The sequence below is a fragment of the Oenococcus kitaharae DSM 17330 genome (assembly GCF_000241055.1).
Taxonomy (GTDB): domain Bacteria; phylum Bacillota; class Bacilli; order Lactobacillales; family Lactobacillaceae; genus Oenococcus; species Oenococcus kitaharae.
This window is the reverse complement of sequence record NZ_CM001398.1, coordinates 946,601-970,560: the sequence shown is the minus strand read 5'-3', so window position 1 is coordinate 970,560 and position 23,960 is coordinate 946,601. Positions and strand designations below refer to the sequence as shown.

Here is a 23,960-nt window from a genome sequence, read left to right as displayed (position 1 = left end):
TAAAAATAATTTTAAATCTTTATGCGTTCATACTAGGCAACTGCTCAATTAGATCAAGTGTCTTCAAACTGACATTAATCACCTTCAACAACAGATCAAAGATGTAACGTTTGTCTTCACTAAATTGATTAGGATCATCAACAATCCCTGAAGCCTTGTCCGTTTTGATCTGATATTGGTCTAAGATCCATTCAATCGCGGGTTTGCCATTGACAACATAGTCATAGGCTTTTAAGGGGATGTTCGTGATCTTAATTCCAGCATTGTAGATAATCGTCGATAAGTCGGAAACGGATTTACCGGCTTCATTACGAATCTTTTCGTGTTTCATTTCCTTAACTGTGTAATCATGCTGGCCATGAATAAACTCACTATAAGGGAGGCCATTAATCAGCACCTCTTGATAAGATTCTACTTGTTCATAATTGATATGCAAATCCAATAGAGCTTGACCGATCTTAGCAAACTGTTCTTTACCTTTTAGAATGGGAAGACGAGCCAAGTCTTTTTTAAGATCATTGGCGTATTTTGTCTGATAAGCTGGTAAATTCAAAACACCATAAACATAAGCATAAGTTTCGTCTGTCGTCATACCAAGCTTTTCAGCAAATTCCTCAGACACGTTGTCACGCTCCACAGGAATTAAAGACCCATCAATAGATTCATTGTTATAGCGCATAAAGCCTTGAGCTTTCTCTAAAGTATCCATATTAGGTACCAAGTCAGTAGCAAGGGCTGAAAACTCTCGGCTGGCTCCTCGACCAGTTGTAAAGATCACTTCATTGTGTGTGCCCAACTGCTTATAATAGAGACGAGTTCTCTCAATAACAGGGTCATCATAATAAAGCCACTTTTTTGTATAAGGCCTATATAAACCAATAACAATTTTGTCAGAATTATATGTGAGCTTTTTGTCTTGGCTAAGCTGTGCTTCTAATCTAGCAGTCCATTTAACATAAGTTCCATCTCGATTCAAATGGACCAGTTTATCTCTGCCTAGAAACTGCGTCAGACGTTTTCTTTCGGCGTTATAATGATCAATTAAATCATGAGAATGGATCATGACTTGTTTCTTTGAAAAGCTATAGACCCAAGCGTCACGATTGGTTTGTATGCCCATAGCATTTTTTGGAAAAATCCCACGTCTCGAATCACTAGCCAAAGGCAAATACTTCTGATAATTTGGATCTTTTTTATTGATCCAGTCATTATTAATATCCGGAAACAGTTGTTGCCAATTAATGTTTTGGATGGATTGTAAATTAGTAATTTGCTCAAGCTTGACTTTGCGGGACAGATAATTGCCAATGTTGTGATAGAAAAGTTTGTGATGGTCGCTTCCATCTTTCACAAGAATGCTTACACACACTCCGGTCATGATATCAAAGACATTTTGGCCTTCCTTTTTTGCGCTTTCCCTGCTCTTTCCTCTAATGCCACCAAGCAAGTTAAAAATATAGAGGTAATTATACTCATTAAAAAGAGATTTTCGGAAGCCACTTGCGGACCTTGAATCAATAAAACCATTATTAGTTATAAAACCAATTACGCCCTTAGTACCAATACGGTCTGACGCCCAGCGGAAAGCTTTAATATAACTGTCATACAAACCACCGGTCAATTTTGCTGTACTATTTTTAACATAAGTTTCGGCAATACGAGATTCAAGCTTTGGGTAATGCACATTTTGCTGGTCATCGTTCTGGTTCTTCTGGCCGACAGAATAAGGCGGATTAGCGATAATCGCTGTAATAGGTACTTCTTGTTGCTTTTTCAGACGTTCGTTATTGCCACCAAAAAGGTCGTTATCTAAGGTTTCCATGTTCTCCGTAGATTCAAAGGTATCAGTTAAGACGATCCCATCAAAGGGAATGTATTTTTCCGGTCCATTAATTTCATCAAAGACCGCTTCGATATTAATCGCGGCAATGTAATAGCTCAGTAGGACAATTTCGTTAGCATGGAGTTCTTGGGTATATTTACGCGTAATGTCAGCTAAGGTAATCTTGCCAGCTTTCATCTGCGTAGCTAGAAAATTTAAGGTCTCGGCGATAAAAGTGCCCGTGCCAACAAAGGGATCTAAAATATGCACATTTTGATCTGCTAAGTGTTTACCAAAATATTTGTCCAAAGCAAAATCGACGGATTTAATAATAAAGTCGACAATTTGAACCGGTGTAAAGACAATCCCTAAACGCTGGGTAGTTTCTGAAAAGCCTGTACTAAAGAATTTGTCATACAAGGTCACAATGAACTGCTGCTTGGCTGCCGCATTATCAATCCCTTGCGCACGTAATTTTACAGATTCATAAAAGGGCTGTAAACTGGTGAGTTCTTTTTCAAAACTCGGATCAGAGATTTGTGTGACAATGGCTTCCATGGCTTTGGAGACCGGATTGTCGTTAACAAAGCTATATTGATCAAACAAAGCTTGAAAGACTGGCTTGGTGATTAAGTGCTGAGCGAGCATCTCAACGGCTTGGTCTTGATCAATTTCTTGGTTGATATTGTGTTGGAGACTTTTTAAGAACTTAGCAAAAGCAATCGAACTCGCACTTTGCTTATCTTCTAACGTTAAATTGATGGCTGAAATAAAGCGGTTAGCAATCTTTCTTACATCTTGAGACCAGTCTTCTAGGTAACGACGGTTACCGACTTTTTCAACGATCTTGCCATAGATGGCTGTTTCAATCTCTTTCCAGTCCAGCTCCAAAGATAACTGTTCAGAATCTGAGCCACTAGCACTTTCAACAGCTTCCCCTGACCCATCAATGGCTTCATCGGGTGCGTCGCCAACCCCGATAATGTCTAAATTATCTGGCTTCTTTTTATTCAGCTGCAATTTATTAACCATGGCGTTAAAACGCTCATCGGTGGATCTTAAAGCGTTTAAGACCTGCCAGACAGCTTGATAGGTCTTATTGTCGTCCAAAACAGTTTCAGGGGTGACGTCAGCTGGAATGACAATCGGCAAGATAATATAGCCGTACTCTTTGTCTTCATAACGGCGCATGATCCGGCCAACGGCTTGAACAATGTCGACTTGTGATTTTTTCGGAGCAAAGAAAATCACCGCATCTAGGTTCGGCACATCAATCCCTTCAGTCAAAAACTTCACATTCGATAAGACTCTGGCTTGGTTATCATCGATCGTGTCATCGGCCAGCCAGTCTAAGGCGTCTTTTTTCTGCAAAGCATTTAAAGTACCGTCAACATGTCTCACATCAATGGCATAACTGTCATCCGCTTTATCCCCTAAATAGTCATTGACCACTTGATTAAATTCCTTGGCGATCTTTTTAGAATTGGCAATCGTGTTGGTAAAGGCAATCGCGCGCTTCATCGGTTGGCCACTAACGGCATCCGAGAAACTTTTACGTTTGATCATGGCGTTCCAGACACCGATGATCCGCCCGATATCATCGATATTTAAACCATTCTCGGCATCGGACAAACTCTGCTGCATATCTTTTTGAATAGCTTGCTCTGAGACCGTTAAAACCATGACCTTATAATCGGTTAAAATTCCCTGGCTGACAGCCGTGCCAAAACCCAGTCGATAAATTTCTTGTCCATAGAGAGCTTCATCATCCATGGAAGAAATTTCAATACTACTATCAGCCCCTTTTTTCTTGGCATCTGGACCATAGATTTTAGGTGTGGCCGTTTGATACAAACGTAATTTAGCCGAAACATTAGCATTATCATGAACTTTTGTAAAACTAGCTTGTTCACCTAGGGCGTGGGCACCAGTGGTTCGATGAGCTTCATCGGCCACAATTAAATCGAAGTCAGGAAAACCTTGCTTTTGGGCACGATGAATCACATCAATGGACTGGTAGGTACTAAAAACGACCAGCAAGCGTTTTTGGCTGCTGGCTTTTAAGCTATGGAGATTTTTTAACAGCTGTTGATCATCGGTCGTGGCTGGAAAACCAATATCTTCAGGAGCTAAGTCTTCATCGTCATTTTTGAGTTTCGTGGCTTTATTATCTGAGGTCACAGCAAAAGAAACCAGTTCTAGCTCATCAGAGACGTCGGCATTCCAGCTAAACAAAGTTTGGGTTAGTAACTGAATAGAAGGCACTAAATAAAGCAAATAAAAAGTTTGTTTTTCTTCTTGACTCATCAGGCTTTCAGCAATCTTTAGACTTGTAAAAGTCTTGCCAGTCCCTGGCGCCATGATTAATTGGCCACGATCATGGTTCTTAAAATAAGCCAATGATTTGTCAATGGCCTCTTGCTGGTAATGACGAATGGCTTTATGTGTTTTTTGAATCGGATTTTCATTTTTGGCAAAGGAAAACTGCGACCAATCAAAGTGCGCGTTCTTTAAATCAGCCAGGCCAATGCGAGAAATCGGCTTGGTCGTATTTTCAAAGTCGGCTTCGGCGTTTTTGTTCCAATCATCAATGGTTGAGACAATCAAACCTGTGGCATAATAGCTTTTATTCATCTCAGCCATAAAGGAATCAATCGTGGCTTTCCCAACTTTGCCTTGATAGAACTTGGCCTGAACCGCTGTTAATTCCCCTGTCAGTTTATCGCTTGCGACAATGTCAACACCCGTATCTTTTTTAGGAATCCCATAACGATCTGGCACATCCGCCAGCATCCAGACATGATCAAATTTATTGGCATAGAGCGGCTCATTTTTCAGATAGGTCACGACTAGGCGTTCAAATAGCGTGCCACGATCTCGTTGCACATCCCCGGCTGTTTGGTTAATTTCCTCAACTAAGCGATCAAAACTCTGTGTACTAGCATTCACGAAAATAGCTCCCTTTAAACCAAAAACACTAATTTGATTATAGATGAATACAAGAAAGGCAGACACAAAATCTAAATGATTATATCGATGAGCCAGATTGACAAATGATTACAAAAAATCCATTAATCAAAACCCACTTCGACTAACTCATAAGTGTGAATTCGTTTCTAATTACGTTTGCAAAATCATTAAGCCACGCCCGCTTAGTTGCTGATCGAATGAACGCCAAATTGTAACGGTTTTCATTTAGTTTCTCTGTTTGCCTCGTTATTCTTCTTGTGGTGGAAACTAGAGGCAAGCTTATGCGACAACAGAGCAGCTTCAGACTTGGAATTAGCCACCATTTTGTGCGCCAAAATTTTGTGTGCCTCTTTTTTAGCGGCTTGCCGATCTTGACTCGCTTTTAGCAAGGCTTGGCTAGAGGCAATAATAGTCTCATCAGCATAGAAAACCTTGATAAAGGTATCTGGCGATACTTTGCTGCCTAATTTCGGTTTGGTCTTTAGGACGATGCCAGTTCTTTTATTGGCATAGTGTTTGTTGGCATCCACTAATAATTTGATTGATTTGAAATGAAAATCGGTTAAAATCTTTTGAGCTTCCTCAACCGGGATACCTTCGATATCAGGGATATAAATCTTATCTTTAAACTTATGTACTTGATCAGTAACCATATTTTTTGTTCCTGAGGCAGCTGCAGCAAACAGACTTCCTAGAGCGGCTGAACCGGCTGTTTCAACCGCTGATTTCACGGTTTTTTTAGCAACCTTGGTTGCACCTTTGCTTAACAGTTTACTCACCATGCTTACTTTGGACATATCTCTTCCCCAACATCTCTTATTTCAATTGATATAACAATTTTACTATGTTCTTTAAATTCTAATCAACACTCTGACTCAAAGCTATACACAGATAATGGCTTTGTTGGTTAGGTACTTCCCCTGATATTTTCAAGTTAAATTATTCAACAGTTTCATGCCGTTGCTCAGCCATTCTAAAGAATCCGCAGTCTATAAAGGAATAGGATGATTCTTGCTCATAAATCTTTCGTAAAGAAAAAGTCAAAGTCAATAATTGCAGAAGATAAGATACATTAACAAGTTCTATTCATCTATGTCGTTTTCCATAGAAATTTTGAGACCCATTGAACGAGTTTTTTAAACCTGTGAGTGTTTCAAAAACTCGCCTGTAAGCATACAGTAATTCAAAAATAAAATAGCGCTATCAACCGTGAGAACTGAACTAAGAGGACTTTAAAGACTGCTTTTTTTCGTTAAGTAATTCATGAATTACTAGAGATTTTAAAGGTATCTAACTTGCCTCCACTAATTCAGAAAAAACCGCTCTATTTAGGCGTTTATAAGCAATTTTGGTGTCCGATAATTCATGAGTTACCCGAGACTTATAGGCAAGATTTTTATCGTGATTTTTAGCCTTGGATCATTCGATTAACTGGTATTCGTTTCGGCAATGATGACATGGTAAATGTTGGTAAATGTTGTATATATCAGCCTATACCCATATACGTAATGACTTCATATCTCTAGGTCTTTGCAATATATTGTTTAACGTTTATCAAATAGGTTGACCGCTACGCTATATGCAGAAAATGTTTGCTTTTGTGAACAAGACCAAGCGCATATTGGCTAATAACGCCTTGATATCGGCTTTCTATCACGATTGAATGTGTATCGGCTAAGCGTTTATCGTGTTTTAAGGCCATATTTATGAACTCTGGGTTGACATCCAATGAACTTAAAGTTGACCGATTATAAACAAAAAAAGTGCCCTTTAATGGACGCTTCTTTTTGGCATGATTGCTCAATTTAATTTAGAGATTGATTGTCATTGTGAGTCATTTACTTGCCTCACTTTCTTAAAAAACGTGGGTACTTTTTTGGGTACTTTTTTAAGTAACCAAGGGACTTATCCACAACCCTATAAAACTTAGAAATGCCTCAACCACAGGCTTTATGACTAAATGGCTAGGCGTGGAACAGACAGACATCAATGTAAGAATGTTTGCTATTTGGCTAGTCGGCGCAGTCACAAAGGTTTTTCAGCCCACAGCTAAATTCGACTTTGTTTTACTTTTGCAGGGTGCTCCTGGCACTGGCAAAACAACCTTCTTCAATAAGTTAGCCGTTCGTCCTGAATGGTATACAGATAATGTCAGCGATTTTAAGGACAAAGACAATCAAGCCATTATGTTAGGTGCTTGGATCGTGAACGATGATGAGATGAAGGCAAGCAAGCATACAGGCTTTGAAGATACGAAGAGTTTTATCACAGAAACAACTTTGCAGTTCAGAGCACCTTATGAAAGAACTTCCCGTAAGTACGCTAAGAACTTTGTTATCGGCATGACGACTAATGACCCGCTACCGTTAAAGGATCGGACTGGTAACCGTAGATACTTTGTTTTACATCCTAACGCTGATAAGCGCACAGCCGATATCACAGACCCTAGTCAAACAGATCAGCTTCATAACGAGATAACACAGCTCTGGGGACAAGCCGTTTCTCTGTATCGTGATGGATATACAATCTTCCCGACCAAAGCCGAAACCAAACAGATCGAAAGTTTGCAAAATGATTATCTGGCAAGCGATGACGTGACAGACAGCTTGGATGATATCTTAGCAGGGACAACAGTCGGTACACACTTCTCGCTAAGAGAATTATTAGAACAGGTTATAGTTCGTACAGATCAGCAATATCTCAAGCCAAAAGAAAGGACAACAATCAGAAATGAAATCAACATGATTATGGCAGCTAAACCCGATTGGCAATATGCTAATTGGAGTCATTTACAAGGCTACACAAAAATGAAAGCCTAAGACCGAAAGGTCTTTTTTTATTGTCTGAACTCAAAATAACTCACATAAAAGATCAAATAATTCACATAAAACGGCTAAAAACTAACATAAAATGCAAAAAACTCACATTGTGAAAACTGCGCAAGCCTTGCTATAAAGGCGTTTTTGAGATATTCATGTTAAAATGTTAGTTATTTTTCTCTAAAAGTCTGGAGATAGAAAAAATAAAAAAATAAAAAAATAAAAAGTGATTATAGATAGTTTGGACAAAAACAGGTAACATACTAACATTTACCCTTCTAATGCCCGTGGTTACTGGGTTTGTCCGTGTGAGTTGCCATGTTAGCCATGTTAGTTTTTGACCTGATATGTTAAAAATTATCCTCAATGGGGATGCGCTAAATAGGCAGCACAATACCTTTATAGTTCGTATCTTGTATCTCGTTGCCTAACTGATTCAGATCAAAGCGGATGTAGGAAAGGACTTATTAAAACAGCAACTAGACTCTTATGTAAGATACCAGGCATAGTTTCATTGCCTTTATTTGATAACTTCCAAAATTCTTTTTATTTATTTTTTTCGCTGACAATACGCTTAGTAGCTTCAATCTGTTTATCTTGCCATTGAACAACATTTTTGATTATCAATTTTTGCATAGCTCTAATGAATAATCTCATCCTGTCATAGTCTGGTTGCCCGTTCGAATTAATTAGTATCTTTATTTTTTGCGCATTAATGATTTTCACATTATAGCTGGAACTACCCCAAGTAAATGTTGAAAAGCTCTTTGACATAGACGTGATAAAGAATTGTGCAATAGTATTATCAAATCCTGTAAATTTTGGCACAACTATTTTTATTTTGTCAGCAGTAAAATATGGTTTTTCTTGATAAAACATTGTTGCGGTATCTTGCCCAAACGAGATAGTGTTTCCTTCATTTAGATAATTCTTATTTTCTAGGAAGAGAATTCATAGTTCACTGGGCTACCAGACCCCCTTACAAGTTGAAATTGCAACACTTACGAGCCAAATGGCCGCCTGATTTAATGCTTTCCAGGGTTCAAATAAGTTATTAATCGCGATTAATGATTTATTTGAGCTGTGGAAGGTAAACGCGGTTCTGAATGTCTCTTAAAATCTGTCTCAAATATTGACTTCAATCCAATTAGACACGTGGGTTAGATATGCTTTAGCGGAATTTAGAGATCTTCGAAGCAGTTATGCTAAAACTGCTTTTAGATTGTTAAAAGGTTTCAGAACAACCGGTTATGCTTTTTTATCAAAAGAAGATTTTTTTGAGTTACTTGATATTCCTAAAAGTTATTGGAAAAAACCGGGAGACGTTGACAGATACGTTCTTAAACCAATCAGAGAAGAATTGACCCCTCTTTTTAGAGGCCTAACTGTTCGAAAGAAATATGGTAAAGGCCGCGGGAAACCAGTGATTGGGTATTCTTTTACTTGGAAGCCTGAAAAGAAAGACGCTAACGACTTCTCACAAGGTCAATTTCAAGATGAACGTCAAAAACTATTTAACATTCAGCATAATGGTGAATTAACAGAGCAGGAAAAATGGCGTGCCATTGACAAAGTTAAGGGGTTGACTTTAGGCTCCACTGAGAAACAAGCATTGGCTGATAAACAGGCCGAGCACGATAAAAAAATAAGAGATCAAGCACGAAAAGAAGCACTTGCTGAACTCCGAAAGGGGTTTGGAAATCATGCCTAAAACTATTAGAGAACTTGCTGATGAATTGGGCGTTTCAAAGCAGGCTATATGGCAAAAGATAAAAAGAGATGCGTCAATCGATTTACGTCAATTTACATCAACAAAAGGCAATACTGTTTACGTTGATGTTGATGGGCAAAAAGCTATTAAAGCAATGTTCTCAAACGATTCGTCAACAAGATACCGTCAACAAAAAGATGATGTTGACGACAACAAAAAAGATGCGGTTGATGGACAAGATGAAGTGAAATTCCTTCGAAATTTAGTATCAGAAATGCAATCTGAAAAGAAAGAGTTACATAAGTTACTAGATCAGCAACAAAGATTGGCCTTACAGGACAAACAACTGCTCGAAGAATACAAGGCAGAAATTAAGGACTTGAAAGCCTTAACGATGGCACCGCATGATGATGGTGAAAAAGAAGTGACGTCAGACAAACAACCGGAACCTGAAAATAGCACCCCGGAGTCACAACCTAAACCTAAAAAGTGGTGGCGTTTTGGTAAATAGTTACAACTAAAAAAGAAAAGAAGACTAGTTAAATGGCGGAAGATAAATTTGAACAAGCTGTAATTGACAAGCTAAAGAGTGAAGGTTGGGAATATCTAACAGATTATTCTGGTGTAACAGTTGATCGGTTATATGATCACTGGCGAGATATTCTGAATGCCAACAATCGTAAACGACTAGAAAATACTCCGTTGGGGGGCAATCATGAGTAATAAAGTGCCTCAAATTCGCTTTAATGGTTACAGTGATGATTGGGAAGAACGTAAGTTAGGGGAATTTACAACTTCATTTTCTGGGGGGACTCCTTCAGCTGGAAATTCTAGTTACTATAAAGGCGATATTCCATTTATTCGTTCTGGTGAAATAAAGAGTTTTAAAATTGTAAGACTTCTATTCTTTTTCGCTACAACGAGAATAGAAGTCTTAATTTATTCAAGATAGTTTTATCAACAGAACTTTAAAAAATGACATTAGATTCAAACAAAAGCATTTGAAAAAGGTAGTTATGTTTTTTTAAGGAAAGTCTATAGGACAAAGACTACAGAATTTTTTGAAATTGTTAAGTATACTGGTGTAGTCGTAGTGAGTTTTATGATATCATCAGGGCTTTTTTTTTGAGATTTTAAATGGTATAATAAGTAATACAAATCATACTAAACATACCAAAAAGGAGACCGTTATGACGAAAATACCAAAAGGCAAATATGCTTGGACAGCAATAGTTGGAGAAAAAGGGCAGATAGTAATACCGAAACAGGCACGAGAAGTATTTAATATCAAACCCGGTGATACAATCTTGCTTCTTGGCGATGAAAAACGAGGTATCGCTATACCACCTAAAGAAGCATTCACATACCTGATGGAAGAGGCTTTTGAAGAGAAAGGGGATGAATGATATGGGATATATACTGGAAGTGAATAGCCTCACGAAAATTTATCCAACTTTTGAACTAAAACCCATTAACTTTCATATTGAAGCTGGTGAAGTTATGGGATTCATAGGTAGAAACGGTGCAGGTAAAACAACAACGCTTAAATCTATTCTAAATCTTGTACATCCCGATGCGGGCAGTGTTCGTATTCTTGGAATGGACTATCTAGATAATGAGGATAAAATTAAACAGCAGATTGGCTATGCAGTAGGTGGAGTCAGCTATTATAAAAGGAAAAAGATAAAAGAAATTGTGGCAATTACTCGTGTTTTCTATGATAGTTGGGATGACGAGGAGTATCATCATTATCTCACTGCATTTAATCTTGACGAAAATAAAAAGCTTATGGATCTTTCTGAGGGTATGAAGGTGAAGTTTTATCTTACCTTGGCTCTTTCTCATCATGCCAAGCTTTTAATTTTGGATGAGCCGACAAGTGGACTTGACCCGGTGTCCAGAGATGAAATGAATGAAATTTTCCGGAAGCTTGCTGAAAAAGGTGTAGCAATTTTATTTTCTACCCATATCACCAGTGATTTAGATAAATGTGCAGATACGATTACCTACATCAAAAATGGAGAATTGCTTTTATCTACGAAAAAAGAAGATTTTATCCGTTATTACACAAAAGAAATAGGTGGTACACCGTCACTTGAAGATATTATGGTGCATATCGAAAGAGAAGAGGTGAATTTGTGATGAAAAAACTTTTTTATAAGGAATTGAAACTAACAGCAAATCCTTTGAGCTATTGGTTTATTATTTTTTCGGCTATGACGATGATTCCACGTTACCCCATTCTTGTCGGTTCCTTTTTTATCTGCCTTGGCATTTTCTATACTTACCAGCAGTTGAGAGAATATGATGATATAACATATACGGTTATGTTGCCGGTTAAGAAACAAGACGTGGTTACAGCCAAATATCTATTTGTTTTATTTATTGAATTGATGGCTTTTATCTTATGTACATTGCTAACGATTATTAGGATGAAATTTTTAGGGAATACTGCTCCTTATGATATAAATCCATTGATGAGTGCAAATGCGGCTTATCTTGGATATGTAATGATTGTATTTGCAGCATTTAACAGCATTTTTCTCGCAGGTTTTTTTAAAACAGCTTACAAGATTGGAAAGCCTTTTGTAATATTCTGCATAGTAAGTTTTATTGTAGTAGTTATGGGGGAAATATTGCATCATATTCCTACTTTAAAGAGTCTGAATGAGCTTTCAAACGTGAGTACAGCACAAATTGTTGTATTCGTAATTGGTGTCGTCTTATTTATGTTATGTACATGGTTATCATATAAAAAATCTATTAAAAACTTTGAAGAAATCGATTTGTAATCAAAATGCTGGAGGTAGTGATTGGATACAATAAACTGGCTGTTATGCCCTATTTGTAAAAGTAAAACGAGGATAAAACTACGAAAAGATACCGAATTAAAAAATTTTCCTCTTTACTGTCCTAAGTGTAAATTAGAAACTTTGGTCAATATAAAAGAGTTAAAAACCACAATCATTAAAGAGCCGGACGCAAAGACGCAGAGCCGATAATGTAAGATATAAAATCTTATGTTATCGGCTATTTTTATCAGGAGAATTACCATGAAAAATATATATTACAAGCCGATTTTATACGGCGATTATTTACGAACATAACACACCACAATCTATACAAAAGAATCCTCCATATTTTTTAACAATCATAATCAAAACCGGCAAAGCACATGAACAGAGAGCAATCTGTTTGTGTGTTTTTTATTTGTCCGAAAATTTTTTGACCGGCAATGCAACAAATCCCCCTTTCACGTCGGGACTAAGAGTGAAAGGAGGCAAAGGAGCAAAACTCACTTCCTTTCAATCCAAAGAAAGGAGGTGAGAAAATGAAACCATCATCTTTTCAGGCAACGATAGAAAATCAGTTTGACTATATCTGCAAACGAGCTATGGAAGATGAACGAAAAGACTATTTCAAACAGCTTTCAAGACTGGCAAAGCATGAAGTGTCCTTTTCGGAAATTGGCGATTATCTTGTCAACCAGTTTGCCACAACAGACAGTTATTCAACGGATTTTCAGGTTTTTATGCTGAATGGCATATCCATCGGGATTGAGAATGACCTGCTAAGTGAAGCATTACGGGCTTTACCAAGCAACAAACGGGATATTCTGCTCCTGTTCTATTTTATGGATATGAGCGATTCAGAAATTGCTGACATGCTAAAATTTAACCGTTCCACTGTTTACCGACACAGAACCAGCGGACTTGCCATGATGAAAAAGTTTATGGAGGAATTTGAAGAATGAAAAAGCATTATCCTCTTGTTCCCTTTCCTCTCATTGTAAAGGCTACTGACGGCAATGCGGAAGCAATCAATCAGATTATCCGGCACTATCGCTCTTCATCAACGTAAGTTAGATTTGTTGAAAGAACAGAAAAAAGGCTTTTTACAAAATATGTTTGTATAGGGGCTATAACTTACAAATCACCCCTCGAAAACATTGAAAGAATAACCCCTAATATCTATAATGTAGATATCAGGGGTTATTTATTTTCATATTATAAAAATGACTTCTTCTATTCGTCATTTTTTCGATACCTTTTAGAACGATTTTGGCTTGGATATCCTTTGAGGACAAAGCAAGTTTAAAGGTGTTTTTCGCTTCAGGACTGGTATATCTTGCTGTGAGCAGCGGACAATCTTTTAAAGCACCACTAACAGCTGCAGCTAAGTCAGGACAGGATGCAGTGCTGCCGTCAGCAAAGCCAATCACATACCAAGGGCAAATTCGATAGAAGTGCAGGCTCTGGCAAAGGATGCGAACAGTTTTAATAACAAACTTATCACTCATAAGTCTATTTTAATTCGCAGAAGGCAAAAAATGGCGATTACAGCACGTTTAGGTCATTCGCGTGTGTTTATACATCTTTAAGAAAAAAGTCATGATATAGAGCCATACGGGGGCTATGGTGCTGCTGAAAAGAGAACGGTGCATAGATACCGCCTTACGTAAAATTGCCAAAAAATGAAATTTAGGGGGTCAATTCATAAAATAGACTGCTAATAAACTTAAGCCCCCGGGAGTGCGTTTCAAAAGGGGACCGTACTCAGCATGCCTGACTTGCAAAAAATATCAATTTTGCAAAATTTTTTAGGTAGGGGGCGTCAAGCCTACAAACGCCTATCTAATGGCATTCTTGTTTTAAACATGCCGTAATATTTTACCCGTTTTAGAACATAACACCCAGAATTTTTACAAGCTAATAATAAAAGTCCCTATTGGATCTATGTTGGTAAAAAATCTGATTTCAAAAAATTATTCTTTTTCTAACAAACCATACAAATATAGATCCACAAAAGCACCCTCATGATTGTGTGTTTGCAAACGCTGTATGCCTTCAAGTTGCATACCCAGCTTTCTCATCATGCCAGCCGACTTTAAAGGGTCAATAGTTTCGGCAAAGATCTTATGTGCTTTTAATTGAGCAAAAGCATAGTTAAATAAGGCAGAACATATTTCAAAGGCATAGCCTTGTCGCCAATAACGTTTATTAAAAAACCAGCCAGCCTCATAAACACGTTTTTCATATTCGTTAAATAAAATATACCCAATCAATTTATTACTAGTTTTTTCAATACAGGCGTAGGCAGCCCTCGGCTGACGGGCAATACAAAAGTCCTGTAAAAACCGGCTGGTCTTTTCTTTGCTATAAGCGGGCTCACAAAAGTACATGACTTCCTGATCGCCTAGAATTTCATACAACGCATCCAAGTCAGACGCTACAAATTCACGCAGATATAATCGTTTAGTTGCGACATGGATCCCCATTGTTTCCATTACCAGCCTTTCAAATAAATTTATATAAATATGGGCAGCTATCTTCTAAAGATATAATCAAAAAAATTTAATCTTACATTGCCGCTAATTTTAATCTAGAAAAGTGCTGAAAAACTGGAAATAATGGCAAATAATGGCAAATAATCGCTTATTTTTGGCTGTTTTTTGTGTATTTTATGGCTACTAAGACCGCTGTTAAGGCATTGGCATCCCCTTTATTTATTTTTTTATCTGATTGATCTCATAGCGTCTTTAGTGAAGGCAGATAGACTAGCAACAGCTAAAGATTGTGTGACCCCTAGAGACAATCAAACGCCGTTATATGGGCATTTATAGCGCTAAATCAGCCTATAAAAAAGTTTTAATTTTGGCATTTTAACACAGACAGACGGTTATATGAACGCTCTATTAGACACGGTAACCCCCCTATCTTTTTTTCTGAACTCATACCAAATTTATTTGAACGGTGTGCAAGTACCTGTGTGATAAGCCCGTTTTATTTTTTAATTAATATGCAGTTCAAAAGATTGGTGGTATATATTCTAAGACTTTCTCAGATTTTGCCAGATATAATTCCGGAATTTATTTTTTGTTCCATCCGCTAATGATTTTAGAAAACTAAACCAATTTAAATACTTATTCAATAAATAAAAAGCCCTCAAATAAATGAGAACTTTTTGATTCTTACATATTCTGTTTTTCTAATCGGACAACTTGTTCATGTTCATATTTCTATCTAGGGAAAGCTTTAATCCCCGTAATCGTCCGGTGCTGGGCCTTGATCGTTAATTTTATCAGCAAAAATTAATGGCACTGTGATGTCTCCGCTCATAGTTGAGGTATAAGTGGTGGTTCCTTGACTCGTTCCGTAAAACTGAATTTTATCGTTTTCTATTATCCGCGATCCGTTCATAATGGATGGATCATAAGCCAAAAAAACGACATCATCATAATTACCGTCAATGGCTACGCGCAGATCAGTCTCATTAGTACCTTCCATCACTTGAATGACTTTGCCTGTGAGTGTAAGATCAGCATATTTATAATTTTCCGGTGTCCGGGCTAATTGATCATAGGTAATGTCAGTTCGGTATGTCACTGAAGACGATGAGGCCGCTTCGTTGGTGGAGGAACTGTCGGCGCTATCATCACTAGACGATGAATCCGTTGAAGAATTGGAGTGAGATCTCTTAATAATCGACTGAAGCAAATCGTTGAGTTTAGTAATATGCTGTACCACTCTATTATCTACCCCAAGATTTATAGAACCGTATTTTCTAGCCCTTCCAATTATTTGCTTTGAAATTTTTCTTGTCTTAAAAGGTTTTTTATAGTCAGCTAATGCAAAAACCAGAGTTTTAGTTGGATAACCAACCCATGGTCTTTTAGCATTAATCACATCAAACGAATCAATGAACGCTGTAAATTTCTTGCCATGTACGGTAGCCCAACTTTTCAGTGCAGAATTTTTTGCCGATGCAACCGAAGTGTAATGCTTATTAGTTCTGCTGTAAGGAGTGGCGATGATCTTAGAACCGTCAGGCGCTGTAGTCGTTCCTCGCAATAAATAGTCTCCCTGACGCGTAATTTTACTTGATGTAACGTTCACACGATAAATAGTTTGATTTTTTTGTGTTACATTACCGATTGGCATGTTTAGAAATATCAAGAAGACAGTCACTAGTCCCAAAACAATCCAGAGCCAGAATTGCTTGTATAACGGTTTTTTATGTTTGTCCATTATCCCTCTTTCACTATGTTTCCAATTAATATTCTGAAAAATACGTTTCTTTTAATTCAACATTTTCCGTCAAAAAAAAGCATCTCGATATCTTGATCAGAGATGTCAAGCGTGTGAATTAAAACCTGAATTTGCTGAGCTGTCCATTCTTGTTTGCCGTTAAGTTTCTGATTCAGCGATGAACGACTGATATGTAAGGCTTTCGCAGCTTTTTCCTGTGTGCCAAACTTATTCACTAAACTGGATTTTAAATCAGAGCCCTCGATCTCTATCACCTTCTTTCGACTGTAACTAATATAAGATAATGTTTCGTTTAATTCAACATTTATAGCAAAAATTGTTGAAATTACCACACACAAGTTGAATATATTAAACTGTAGGCATGCAGTATACGGAAGACCTTTTCAGGAAAAATTTATTTGACGCAGTAGTAGAATCTAATCTCTCAAACGCGGAAATTGCGAGAAGAATTGATGTAAGTCGTTCGACCATCACTAAGTGGCTAAAAGGAGTTAGCTCACCAACTCAATCCAAAATCATCCATATTGCACGTACTCTTAACAAAGAGCCTAGTTGGTTTTTTATTGACCATTCTGTTAATCAGGCTCAGATTGCCAATTTAAATCAAGCACAATTACTCATTGCAAATACGATTGATCCTGCCATTAGTGAAGAAGATCTGAAACAAATTCTCACATACATCCGCTTCGTGCAAGATAAACAAGGACAAGCAGATTCATGAGACTCGGTAAAATCTAACTATTAATTTGTTTAATTGTGAGTTGTTGCCAATATTATATGGAAAGTAAAAAGACAAGAAAATTTTTCCTGTCTTTTTACTAATATTGGGATATGACCATATCCATGAAGCCATTTACTGACCTTTCTTTTTAATAAATTTGATTACTTTTTTGATTACTTTTCTTCGTAACCAAAGAACTTATCCATAACCCTTATATAAACAAAAAGCGCTCAACCATGCGGTTAAAGCGCCTTGTCAACATATCACTATGGATGGAGAGAGATTCGAACTCTCGCGCCGCATACACGACCTATCGGTTTTCTAGACCGACCCCTTCAGCCACTTGGGTATCCATCCGAACTTAAATATTCTACACTTTTAGTCTATCAAAAGTCAGCTAATCGTCCAAATTTTCAAAAAAGCTTGATAAAAGGAATCAGGCACGCCTCATCCTGAGCCTAAATGAAGTCATAAATAGTTTAGAATTAGTGCGTGGTAGAAAATCAGCAAATACATATTTCAATTCCAAAGAAAGCTTTGGATAAATTGTCCCTGAATTACGGTGATGAATTGCTGGCTCAAATTGATCGTGACCGAATCATTATTCAACCAAAACCTGAAAAAGCCAATAGCCAGACACAATCACTGCGATGGTTTATGCTGCCTGCTCTGTTGGCTGGCGTTGTTGCACTAATCAACTTTTTCATTCAAAAAACACGTTACGTTAAACTATCAGGTGGAAATTCGATCAGTCAAATAACCATCTATCTAGCTGTCGTTTTTGGTTTTGTTGTCTTTTTAGCTGCACTGCTTCTGTTAGGCGGCAAACAATTAGTCATGGCCAGCCTTTGGAGCAAAATTCGATCCGTTCTGACATTATCAATCGCATTTACGATTTTGAACTTCTCAATCACTTCATTCTGCTTTTATTTCATCGATTTAGCCTTCCATGGCGTCATGCTTGATCGTTATACCAGTTCAGCCTTAATAGCCGGTTTTGTGGGCATTTCCTGTTATTTAATGATGAATGCTGCATTATCGATTAATTTCTCTACAATCACGACTACGCTGATTTTGACCCTAGTGGGCGGCATCTTTTTATCCATGATTACAAATAAACAGCAAAATTGGTGGCAAATTAATTTCTCCTACCTCGGTTCTAATCTATCAAACAACTGGTGGCAGTTTAATTTCACCCTCATTTTTTCAGCCTCGATTATGCTGACTTTGATTGATTATATTTTTTCACTGCTGTCTTTAATTCCTAAATTCATCACAATTCAAACACGGATTCTACGGATTTTGCTGACAGGCTCGTCAATCGCCTTCGGGTTAGTCGGTGTTTTTCAAAATAATCGCGCCATCGATTGGCTGCATCAGCTGCATTGGTGGACATCCAATCTGCTTGTTGTATTTATTCTACTGATAATTATTGGTATTCGCTGGTTGCTGCCAGGTATTACAAAAGAATTTCTGCTAACAGCCTATGGTTTTGCCGGCTTGCTAGCCTTATCGGAAATCTTGTTTCAGTGGGTTCATTACCTGTCGCTAACGGCTTTTGAAATCATTTCATTTGGGCTAGCTTTTGGCTGGTTAATTTTACTAATGCAGAATTTAAATAACCTCTACCTGGAAAACGCCGAAATCTTCACGATTGAAATAAAATAAAAAGCTCTGGCAAGAAATCACCAGAGCTTTTTTAATCATTCTTTTTAGATTTACATATGAGTAAAATCAAAGACTTTACGTCCGGTAATTTTACCTTCTTTCATCTCTTCAATCACATCATTAATATCTTTCAAATCAACTTTTTCAACGATTGGTGTGACTTTGCCTTCAGCGCCAAACTGGAAGGCTTCTTTCAAATCTGCACGTGTGCCAACCAAAGAACCGCGAACTTCAATACCATCTAAGACTGTCTTAGCAATATTCAAAGCCATATCGCCTTGAGGTAATGCAACGGCAACTAGTTTGCCCAATGGGCGAAGAACGTTAACAGCTTGAGAGAAGGCTGCATCATTGACAGCCGTTACTTGGGCATTATGAACACCACCAGTTAATTTGTTAACTTTAGCAACGACATCTTCAGTTTTGCGATTAACAATAATATCGGCACCGTTTTCTTTAGCGGCTTCCAATTTATCAGGGTTGCCATCAATAGCAACAACATGTGCACCGAAAACATTGTGTGCATACTGAACAGCCAAGTTACCAAGTCCGCCAGCACCATGGACTGATACCCACTGGCCAGGCTTCGTCTCACCGACTTTCAATGCTTTATACATCGTGACACCGGCACACGTGATGGAAGAAGCAGCCGCTGGATCCAAATCGGATGGCACCTTCACGGCATATTTTGCGTTCACAACAACTTGTTGAGCCATCGCACCATCAACAGTATAGCCAGAATTTCTTACCTTACGGCAGAACGTCTCATTGCCTGAAACACAATAATCACACACACCACAAGCATCATAGAACCAAGCAATTGAAACACGGTCACCGACTTTCAAATACTGATCCGCACCTTCACCAAGTTTAGAAACAATACCGACACCTTCATGACCGATAACACGGCGCCAACTGCCGTTGCGCGTTCCCATGGTATTAGGATCACCAAAATCTCCACTTGCACAATGCAAATCCGTGTGGCATAAACCACAGTATTCAACATCGACCAAAGCATCACCAAAAGCCAGTTTACGAGGCTCCCAGTCATCTACTAAATCAACAAATCCATCATTTTTTTCTCGAACAAGAGCTGCTTTCATTTTTGTCTCCGACCTCTTTTTTAGGTAGTTTATTTCGATTTTTGTATTAGTTTGTACAAAAATTTACAAACTCAATATAGCATACATTTGTGAAAATAAAAACATTGTGAAAACTGCAAATAAAAAGGCCGCCTCATTTTAAGGTCTGACCTTCCAGTGCTTGTTTAACCAATGACCAACGAGCCATGAAAATCGGCTTCGCTTGTGTGGCCCGATTAGCCGGCGATGTTGAAGGCAAATAAATTGCTTCTTGACCGATTGCTGGCGCTACTAATCGATTGAAGAGTTCTGTTGACTTCTTGCCTTCGGTAAAAATCGTTTGAATTTGTGAGCTTGCTAATAAATTTGAAAAATCATTTGCAACGGGATTTTTAATTGTTGCATCCTGGGAACCGATAATATCGGCTTCTGCGAGCGTCTGCCAAATAGCAATATGATTCCTTAAAGCAAAATTGCGACGCGATTCTATAGTCTTATCAGCTTCTTTTTGATCGAGGACTTTAGCTAAAGTCTGCCAAAAAATGTTTTGCGGACTGCCATAATAAAAACCGAAAGATAAAGATTTGGGTGATGGCAGCGACCCAAGTAGGAGAACTTTAGAGTGTTCGTCATAAAGTGGCGGCCATGGATGAACAACGTGCTGATAATCAGGCTTGTGTTGTTTCATTTGTGCTGCTTGAACCCGTTTCAAAAGCAACTCCCTGACGTGTTAGGTAATTTGCGAGAACTTTGGCATTATTTTCATGGTTTTCTCTAGATGCATACAGCAAAATACTGTCTGGATGATCCTTCAAAGTCTGTAGAAATTCGGCTGTGGCTGGATTGCTGGATAATTCTGTCAAATAGATTGCACGAAAAGCCATTTCATCCAAATCTCCATCATGATATTTCTGCCGCAAATCTTCAGAAGGCGCAATATCTTTCGCCCAAAGATCAATTGCGGCCTTCTCTTTGCTGACGCCGCGAGGCCAAAGCCCATCAATTAAAACCCGATACCCTTTTGATTCAGATCCGTAAATTCTCTCAAATTTGATCATATACTCCTTATTCTAGCTTGCAAATTTTTTTTGGCTAATCATTTATCAGACCAATTAAGGTTGCCAAAAACATTAAAAAGAAAGTCCAATCAAGATTAACATGTATTGCTCGTAACGCATGAAATAAAGAAAGATTTACTTAAAATTAAAAACACTGCTTGAAAAAGGCTGTTCCAACTAATCGCTCGTTTTCAAGTTCTCTTTGAGATGTTGCCGGCTTTTATGTCTAATAAATTCGACTAATAAAATTTCCTTCAACCGTTTGGCTCATCCCATTGTCACATTATGACGGGCCTGGCCTGTATCGGGAATCCGATCCAAAATAGCCATGTCGGCGTCCGAAAGTTGGAAATCAAGTGTAGCATTGGATTTGGCATGCTCAGCCTTCGTTGCACGCGGCAAAGGCAGAATATCTTTTTGAAGCACATATTTAAGGGCAATTTGCGGGACAGAAACCTGATATTTATCAGCAATTTTCTGAATCTCGTCTTGTGTTGCCAGACCTCCAGTCGCCAGCGGTGAATAGGCCTCGACTTGGATACCGAGTGATTTCGTAAAGGCCGTAATTTTTGGTTGTGTCCAGCCAATATAGTACTCAATCTGATTGACAGCTGGTTTAACGGTCCAAATAGCTTGCAGATTTTTCAAATCGTGGATATCAAAATTAGATACACCGATTGCCTTGGCACGACCGGAATGATAAATCTCCTCCATCGTCCGCCAAGCTTCCTGATTAGCACCATCATAGCGATAATCTAGATTGATATCAGACCATGGCCATGGTGCATGAATCAAGTAAAGATCAACATAATCGGTCTGCAAACGGTCCAAAGATTCTTGAAAATTTTTCAAAATATCATCATGATTTTTGATTTCAGCCGGTAGTTTAGTTGTCAGAAAAATATCCTTCCTGTCAACGCCGGAATCTTTAATGGCGCGTCCGACTGAAGGCTCATTAAAATAATGAAAAGCCGTATCAATGTGCCGGTAACCGATTTTCAAAGCTTCCGTAACAGCATTGTAGGCTTCATCCCCATCAGCCAATCGCCAGGTGCCAAAGGCGATTTTCGGAATTTTGTTTTGATTATTCAATTGAAAAGTTTCGTCTAAAATACTCATACCTTAATTATACGTTGTGCCTCGATTTTTAAAATCTTATTTGAAACTGCCTGAATCAAAGTCAAATCATGAGAAATGATCAGTAAACCGCCCGTATAATCCGTCAAGAAATCTTGTAAAGCCTCAATCGCCGATAAGTCGAGAAAATTTGTCGGTTCGTCTAAAATCAGCAGATTAGCATCCGATAATAGGACTTTAATCAAAGCTAATTTGATTTTCTCACCGCCTGATAAACTGCCGCTTTTTTGAAAAACTTTATCTCGGCGTATACCAAAAGCGCCTAAAAAGTCTCGCGCTGTCTGTCCATTTTCCAAAGAACCATCAAGCACATTTTCTAAGAGATTGCGATCATTACGTATTTGGCTGAGGTCTTGATGAAAGTAGCCGATTTTCAGATTATCGGCTCTCGTGACCCGCGGCGGCTGAGCTTGTAAAATTCTTTCGACAGAAGTCGTCTTGCCAGAACCATTCTCGCCAATTAAAGCTACTTTATCACCAGCGGCGATTGAAAAAGTTAGATCGGAAACCAGCGTCTGCCCATCTCGAACAATGTCTAGATTCAAAACTTTTATAAGGTTTTTGCCAGCAGCCATGTGAAGCGGGTGCTGCAGCTTCAGCTTCTTTTGGACAAAAGGTTTTGAAACGTCATTCAAATTATCCATATGGCGGTGCAGATTTTTCGCCACTTGAAACATCTGTTTGGCGACTTTAGCATGAAAAGGATCCCGTACACTATGATTGCTAATCCTTTGTGCTTCGCCACGAACCCTGTTTTCCGCCTTCTGGAGCTTCTTTTTCTTGTTACGGCTTTCCTTGAATGCCGCGGCTTGACTTTCAGCTTGTGCTGCCCGTGTGTCCAAAAAATTTTGTAAAGTTGACGGAAACACCGTTAGCTGATGATCCTGAAAAGCCCAGATTTCTTGAGCAAACTGGTCAAGAAAATATCGGTCATGAGAAACAGCCAGTACGCTGCCGGAAAACTTTTTTAATCTGCCCAACAGCCAATTGACATTTTCCTGATCCAAATGTGTCGTGGGTTCATCTAAGATCAATAAATCCGGACGCTTCAAGAGAGCTTCTTCAATCAAACGTCTGACACGCTGACCGCCTGATAATTGATCAAAATCATTTATTTGAGCAACAAAGGCCAAAGAACCGCTAACGTACAACTGCCCGCTAAAATCCTTATCTCGGCCAGCAATTATATTTAAGAGCGTCGTCTTACCTTGGCCGTTATCACCAATCACACCGATACGTGCCCGATTTTTGATAAACGCTTTGTCAACCGTAAATAGCTGTTGGCCATCAACTCTTTTTTCTAATTTTGTAATATTTAGAGACATAAAAACCACCTTTTAGAAATCGGTGGTTTCAAACAATATTAAAAATACACCAATCTCGAATTTTATCTATTTAAAATCAATGTATTCTTCACTGGACTTACCTCTTTAAAATTATTATAACAAAGTCTTCAGATAGGCTAGAATTTTTTTGTGTGATGCGAAATGGATCTCAGGCAAATGATCAAAATCAAAAAAAGCGATGGCTTTTGTTTCATGTTTATCAAATGCAGCTGGCTGATTTTTAACAGCTGTTACGAGATAAAAAGGTGTCAATACTTGTGTCTGATCACCGTTTGGATAAGTGAAAAATTCCTGATCAAAATTAGTTAGGAAACGATAGGACAAAATTTCCAAGCCGGCATCTTCTTTAAATTCCCGTTTGAGCGTCTCTTCAACACGTTCGCCATATTCCATATAGCCGCCTGGCAAACCCCAACCGCCGGTGTCGGCACGTTCTTGCAGCAGAACTTTGCCATCTTTAATATATGCCCCACCAACACCAACCATAACGAGCGGCATATGCCCGACTTTTGCACGAATATCTTTGACATAATCAGCCATAGTTTCCATTATATTCAAAAAGCCTGCCAACTAGTGG

General features: G+C 38.3%; 24 protein-coding genes, 1 tRNA gene and 3 pseudogenes. 14 read left to right on the top strand and 14 right to left on the bottom strand.

Annotation, left to right across the window (positions count from 1 at the left end):
- Nucleotides 1-19 precede the first annotated feature (19 nt).
- Together OKIT_RS04785 and OKIT_RS04780 are read right to left on the bottom strand one after the other, a co-directional pair.
- Complete coding sequence (locus OKIT_RS04785) at nucleotides 20-4,771, bottom strand: type ISP restriction/modification enzyme (protein ID WP_007745780.1); 4,752 nt, start codon at nucleotides 4,769-4,771, stop codon at nucleotides 20-22.
- 242 nt (nucleotides 4,772-5,013) lie between these two features.
- On the bottom strand, nucleotides 5,014-5,589 hold the full coding sequence (locus OKIT_RS04780; RefSeq protein ID WP_007745779.1) for a PASTA domain-containing protein: 576 nt from the start codon (nucleotides 5,587-5,589) through the stop codon (nucleotides 5,014-5,016).
- 1,155 nt (nucleotides 5,590-6,744) lie between these two features.
- Here OKIT_RS04780 and OKIT_RS04775 point away from each other — a divergent pair.
- Nucleotides 6,745-7,611 carry a virulence-associated E family protein gene (locus OKIT_RS04775; RefSeq protein WP_050804051.1) on the top strand — a complete coding sequence of 289 codons (867 nt, stop codon included), beginning with the start codon at nucleotides 6,745-6,747 and terminating at the stop codon, nucleotides 7,609-7,611.
- A 546-nt stretch (nucleotides 7,612-8,157) separates the two neighbouring features.
- Here the strand turns inward: OKIT_RS04775 and OKIT_RS04770 are convergent.
- Nucleotides 8,158-8,490, bottom strand: a complete 333-nt coding sequence (locus tag OKIT_RS04770) for a hypothetical protein (RefSeq protein ID WP_007745774.1) — start codon at nucleotides 8,488-8,490, stop codon at nucleotides 8,158-8,160.
- A gap of 268 nt (nucleotides 8,491-8,758) precedes the next feature.
- Between OKIT_RS04770 and OKIT_RS04765 the strand changes: the two are divergent.
- From OKIT_RS04765 to OKIT_RS09770, 11 genes and pseudogenes are all read left to right on the top strand, one after another.
- Nucleotides 8,759-9,322, top strand: a pseudogene (locus OKIT_RS04765) (replication initiation protein); the annotation flags it as partial.
- The gene (locus tag OKIT_RS04760) at nucleotides 9,315-9,833 is read left to right on the top strand and encodes an HTH domain-containing protein (RefSeq protein WP_007745771.1); all 519 of its coding nucleotides are present in this window, start codon (nucleotides 9,315-9,317) and stop codon (nucleotides 9,831-9,833) included. The pseudogene OKIT_RS04765 and the gene OKIT_RS04760, both read left to right, overlap by 8 nt.
- A gap of 32 nt (nucleotides 9,834-9,865) precedes the next feature.
- On the top strand, nucleotides 9,866-10,045 hold the full coding sequence (locus tag OKIT_RS04755; protein WP_007745770.1) for a PDDEXK family nuclease: 180 nt from the start codon (nucleotides 9,866-9,868) through the stop codon (nucleotides 10,043-10,045).
- Nucleotides 10,038-10,274, top strand: a complete 237-nt coding sequence (locus tag OKIT_RS04750) for a restriction endonuclease subunit S domain-containing protein (protein ID WP_028291650.1) — start codon at nucleotides 10,038-10,040, stop codon at nucleotides 10,272-10,274. Before OKIT_RS04755 ends, OKIT_RS04750 begins: the two co-directional genes overlap by 8 nt.
- A gap of 238 nt (nucleotides 10,275-10,512) precedes the next feature.
- Nucleotides 10,513-10,728 (top strand): AbrB/MazE/SpoVT family DNA-binding domain-containing protein, encoded by a 216-nt coding sequence (locus OKIT_RS04745; protein WP_007745769.1) that lies wholly within the window; start codon nucleotides 10,513-10,515, stop codon nucleotides 10,726-10,728.
- Nucleotide 10,729: 1 nt separating this feature from the next.
- Nucleotides 10,730-11,464 (top strand): ABC transporter ATP-binding protein, encoded by a 735-nt coding sequence (locus OKIT_RS04740; protein ID WP_028291649.1) that lies wholly within the window; start codon nucleotides 10,730-10,732, stop codon nucleotides 11,462-11,464.
- Nucleotides 11,464-12,114: an ABC-2 transporter permease gene (locus OKIT_RS04735; RefSeq protein WP_007745767.1), complete on the top strand. Its 651-nt coding sequence runs from the start codon at nucleotides 11,464-11,466 to the stop codon at nucleotides 12,112-12,114. The genes OKIT_RS04740 and OKIT_RS04735 overlap by 1 nt, the downstream gene beginning before the upstream one ends.
- Before the next feature lie 21 nt (nucleotides 12,115-12,135).
- On the top strand, nucleotides 12,136-12,324 hold the full coding sequence (locus OKIT_RS09520; protein ID WP_081466745.1) for a cysteine-rich KTR domain-containing protein: 189 nt from the start codon (nucleotides 12,136-12,138) through the stop codon (nucleotides 12,322-12,324).
- Nucleotides 12,325-12,653: 329 nt separating this feature from the next.
- On the top strand, nucleotides 12,654-13,076 hold the full coding sequence (locus OKIT_RS04730; RefSeq protein ID WP_007745766.1) for a sigma-70 family RNA polymerase sigma factor: 423 nt from the start codon (nucleotides 12,654-12,656) through the stop codon (nucleotides 13,074-13,076).
- Nucleotides 13,073-13,180, top strand: a pseudogene (locus OKIT_RS09515) (helix-turn-helix domain-containing protein); the annotation flags it as partial. The gene OKIT_RS04730 and the pseudogene OKIT_RS09515, both read left to right, overlap by 4 nt.
- Nucleotides 13,149-13,238: pseudogene (locus OKIT_RS09770) on the top strand (restriction endonuclease subunit S); the annotation flags it as partial. The pseudogenes OKIT_RS09515 and OKIT_RS09770, both read left to right, overlap by 32 nt.
- A gap of 69 nt (nucleotides 13,239-13,307) precedes the next feature.
- On the opposite strand, the gene OKIT_RS04725 reads toward OKIT_RS09770, so the two are convergent.
- From OKIT_RS04725 to OKIT_RS04710, 4 genes are all read right to left on the bottom strand, one after another.
- The gene (locus OKIT_RS04725; RefSeq protein WP_028291648.1) at nucleotides 13,308-13,622 is read right to left on the bottom strand and encodes a hypothetical protein; all 315 of its coding nucleotides are present in this window, start codon (nucleotides 13,620-13,622) and stop codon (nucleotides 13,308-13,310) included.
- 465 nt (nucleotides 13,623-14,087) lie between these two features.
- Nucleotides 14,088-14,609 carry a GNAT family N-acetyltransferase gene (locus tag OKIT_RS09385; RefSeq protein WP_007745764.1) on the bottom strand — a complete coding sequence of 174 codons (522 nt, stop codon included), beginning with the start codon at nucleotides 14,607-14,609 and terminating at the stop codon, nucleotides 14,088-14,090.
- Nucleotides 14,610-15,357: 748 nt separating this feature from the next.
- Nucleotides 15,358-16,350, bottom strand: a complete 993-nt coding sequence (locus OKIT_RS04715) for a hypothetical protein (protein WP_007745762.1) — start codon at nucleotides 16,348-16,350, stop codon at nucleotides 15,358-15,360.
- Nucleotides 16,351-16,406: 56 nt separating this feature from the next.
- Nucleotides 16,407-16,703, bottom strand: a complete 297-nt coding sequence (locus OKIT_RS04710) for a DUF739 family protein (protein WP_040610075.1) — start codon at nucleotides 16,701-16,703, stop codon at nucleotides 16,407-16,409.
- Nucleotides 16,704-16,732: 29 nt separating this feature from the next.
- Here OKIT_RS04710 and OKIT_RS04705 point away from each other — a divergent pair, with 29 nt between their 5' ends.
- Complete coding sequence (locus OKIT_RS04705) at nucleotides 16,733-17,092, top strand: helix-turn-helix domain-containing protein (RefSeq protein ID WP_007745758.1); 360 nt, start codon at nucleotides 16,733-16,735, stop codon at nucleotides 17,090-17,092.
- A gap of 269 nt (nucleotides 17,093-17,361) precedes the next feature.
- Here OKIT_RS04705 and OKIT_RS04700 read toward each other — a convergent pair.
- Nucleotides 17,362-17,449: transfer RNA gene (locus OKIT_RS04700), tRNA-Ser, on the bottom strand.
- A gap of 135 nt (nucleotides 17,450-17,584) precedes the next feature.
- Here OKIT_RS04700 and OKIT_RS04695 point away from each other — a divergent pair.
- Nucleotides 17,585-18,760 carry an AbrB/MazE/SpoVT family DNA-binding domain-containing protein gene (locus tag OKIT_RS04695; protein ID WP_007745757.1) on the top strand — a complete coding sequence of 392 codons (1,176 nt, stop codon included), beginning with the start codon at nucleotides 17,585-17,587 and terminating at the stop codon, nucleotides 18,758-18,760.
- Nucleotides 18,761-18,810: 50 nt separating this feature from the next.
- Here the strand turns inward: OKIT_RS04695 and adhP are convergent, their stop codons facing one another.
- The 6 genes from adhP to OKIT_RS04665 form a co-directional block, all read right to left on the bottom strand.
- A complete protein-coding gene (gene adhP / locus OKIT_RS04690; protein ID WP_007745756.1) occupies nucleotides 18,811-19,863 on the bottom strand; it encodes an alcohol dehydrogenase AdhP in 1,053 nt (350 codons plus the stop codon).
- A gap of 133 nt (nucleotides 19,864-19,996) precedes the next feature.
- A complete protein-coding gene (locus OKIT_RS04685; RefSeq protein ID WP_007745755.1) occupies nucleotides 19,997-20,530 on the bottom strand; it encodes a DNA-deoxyinosine glycosylase in 534 nt (177 codons plus the stop codon).
- Complete coding sequence (locus tag OKIT_RS04680; RefSeq protein WP_007745754.1) at nucleotides 20,511-20,900, bottom strand: DUF488 domain-containing protein; 390 nt, start codon at nucleotides 20,898-20,900, stop codon at nucleotides 20,511-20,513. Before OKIT_RS04680 ends, OKIT_RS04685 begins: the two co-directional genes overlap by 20 nt.
- A 267-nt stretch (nucleotides 20,901-21,167) precedes the next feature.
- Nucleotides 21,168-22,019 (bottom strand): aldo/keto reductase, encoded by an 852-nt coding sequence (locus tag OKIT_RS04675; protein WP_007745753.1) that lies wholly within the window; start codon nucleotides 22,017-22,019, stop codon nucleotides 21,168-21,170.
- Nucleotides 22,016-23,362 carry an ABC-F family ATP-binding cassette domain-containing protein gene (locus tag OKIT_RS04670; protein ID WP_007745752.1) on the bottom strand — a complete coding sequence of 449 codons (1,347 nt, stop codon included), beginning with the start codon at nucleotides 23,360-23,362 and terminating at the stop codon, nucleotides 22,016-22,018. The genes OKIT_RS04675 and OKIT_RS04670 overlap by 4 nt, the downstream gene beginning before the upstream one ends.
- A gap of 114 nt (nucleotides 23,363-23,476) precedes the next feature.
- Nucleotides 23,477-23,923 carry an NUDIX hydrolase gene (locus tag OKIT_RS04665; protein WP_007745751.1) on the bottom strand — a complete coding sequence of 149 codons (447 nt, stop codon included), beginning with the start codon at nucleotides 23,921-23,923 and terminating at the stop codon, nucleotides 23,477-23,479.
- Nucleotides 23,924-23,960 lie beyond the last annotated feature (37 nt).